Annotated in this window: 1 pseudogene; it reads right to left on the bottom strand. The window is 48.3% G+C overall.

From position 1 onward, the window contains the following. Nucleotides 1–563 (bottom strand): annotated as a pseudogene (gene pgi / locus QOS07_RS09300) (glucose-6-phosphate isomerase); the annotation flags it as partial.

Raw genomic sequence — 563 nt, 5'->3', positions numbered from 1 at the left:
GCCATCAGGGATCACGAAGGATTCGTAACCATTGGCATCAGCTTCAGTCTTCAAGGCACCCTTGGCCTTGTCTGTAGTGGCATAAATCCGCTTGTTAGCTTCTTCCAGGCCGTACTTTTCAATTAACTTCTTCTTGAAGATCCGGAAGGCAATTGAAGGTTCAGTCGTCGTCCCCGACTTAGAAACCACGTTAACGGAGAAGTCCTTGTCCCCGATCAGTTGGAGTAAGTCATGAACATAAGTTGAGCTCAGTGAGTTACCAGCAAAGATTACCAGTGGGTACTTGCGGTCCTTAGCACTTTGAGCCTGGTAGAAGGTATTGTGCAGGAAGTCAATGGCCATTTGGGCACCGAGGTAAGAACCACCAATCCCGATTACTACTAAGATGTCGGAGTCAGATTGGATCTTCTTAGCGGTCTTCTTAATCCGGGCAAATTCGTCCTTATCATATTCGGTTGGCAGGTGGAGCCAGTCACGGAAGTCAGCACCAGCACCGGTCCCGTTCCGTAATTCATCATCAGCAGCCTTAACCATGGCTTGCATTTCGCCTAATTCGTTGTCAT

The organism is Limosilactobacillus viscerum, assembly GCF_947387525.1.
In the GTDB taxonomy this organism is placed as follows: Bacteria; Bacillota; Bacilli; order Lactobacillales; family Lactobacillaceae; genus Limosilactobacillus; species Limosilactobacillus viscerum.
This window is presented reverse-complemented; position numbering and strand designations above follow the sequence as displayed.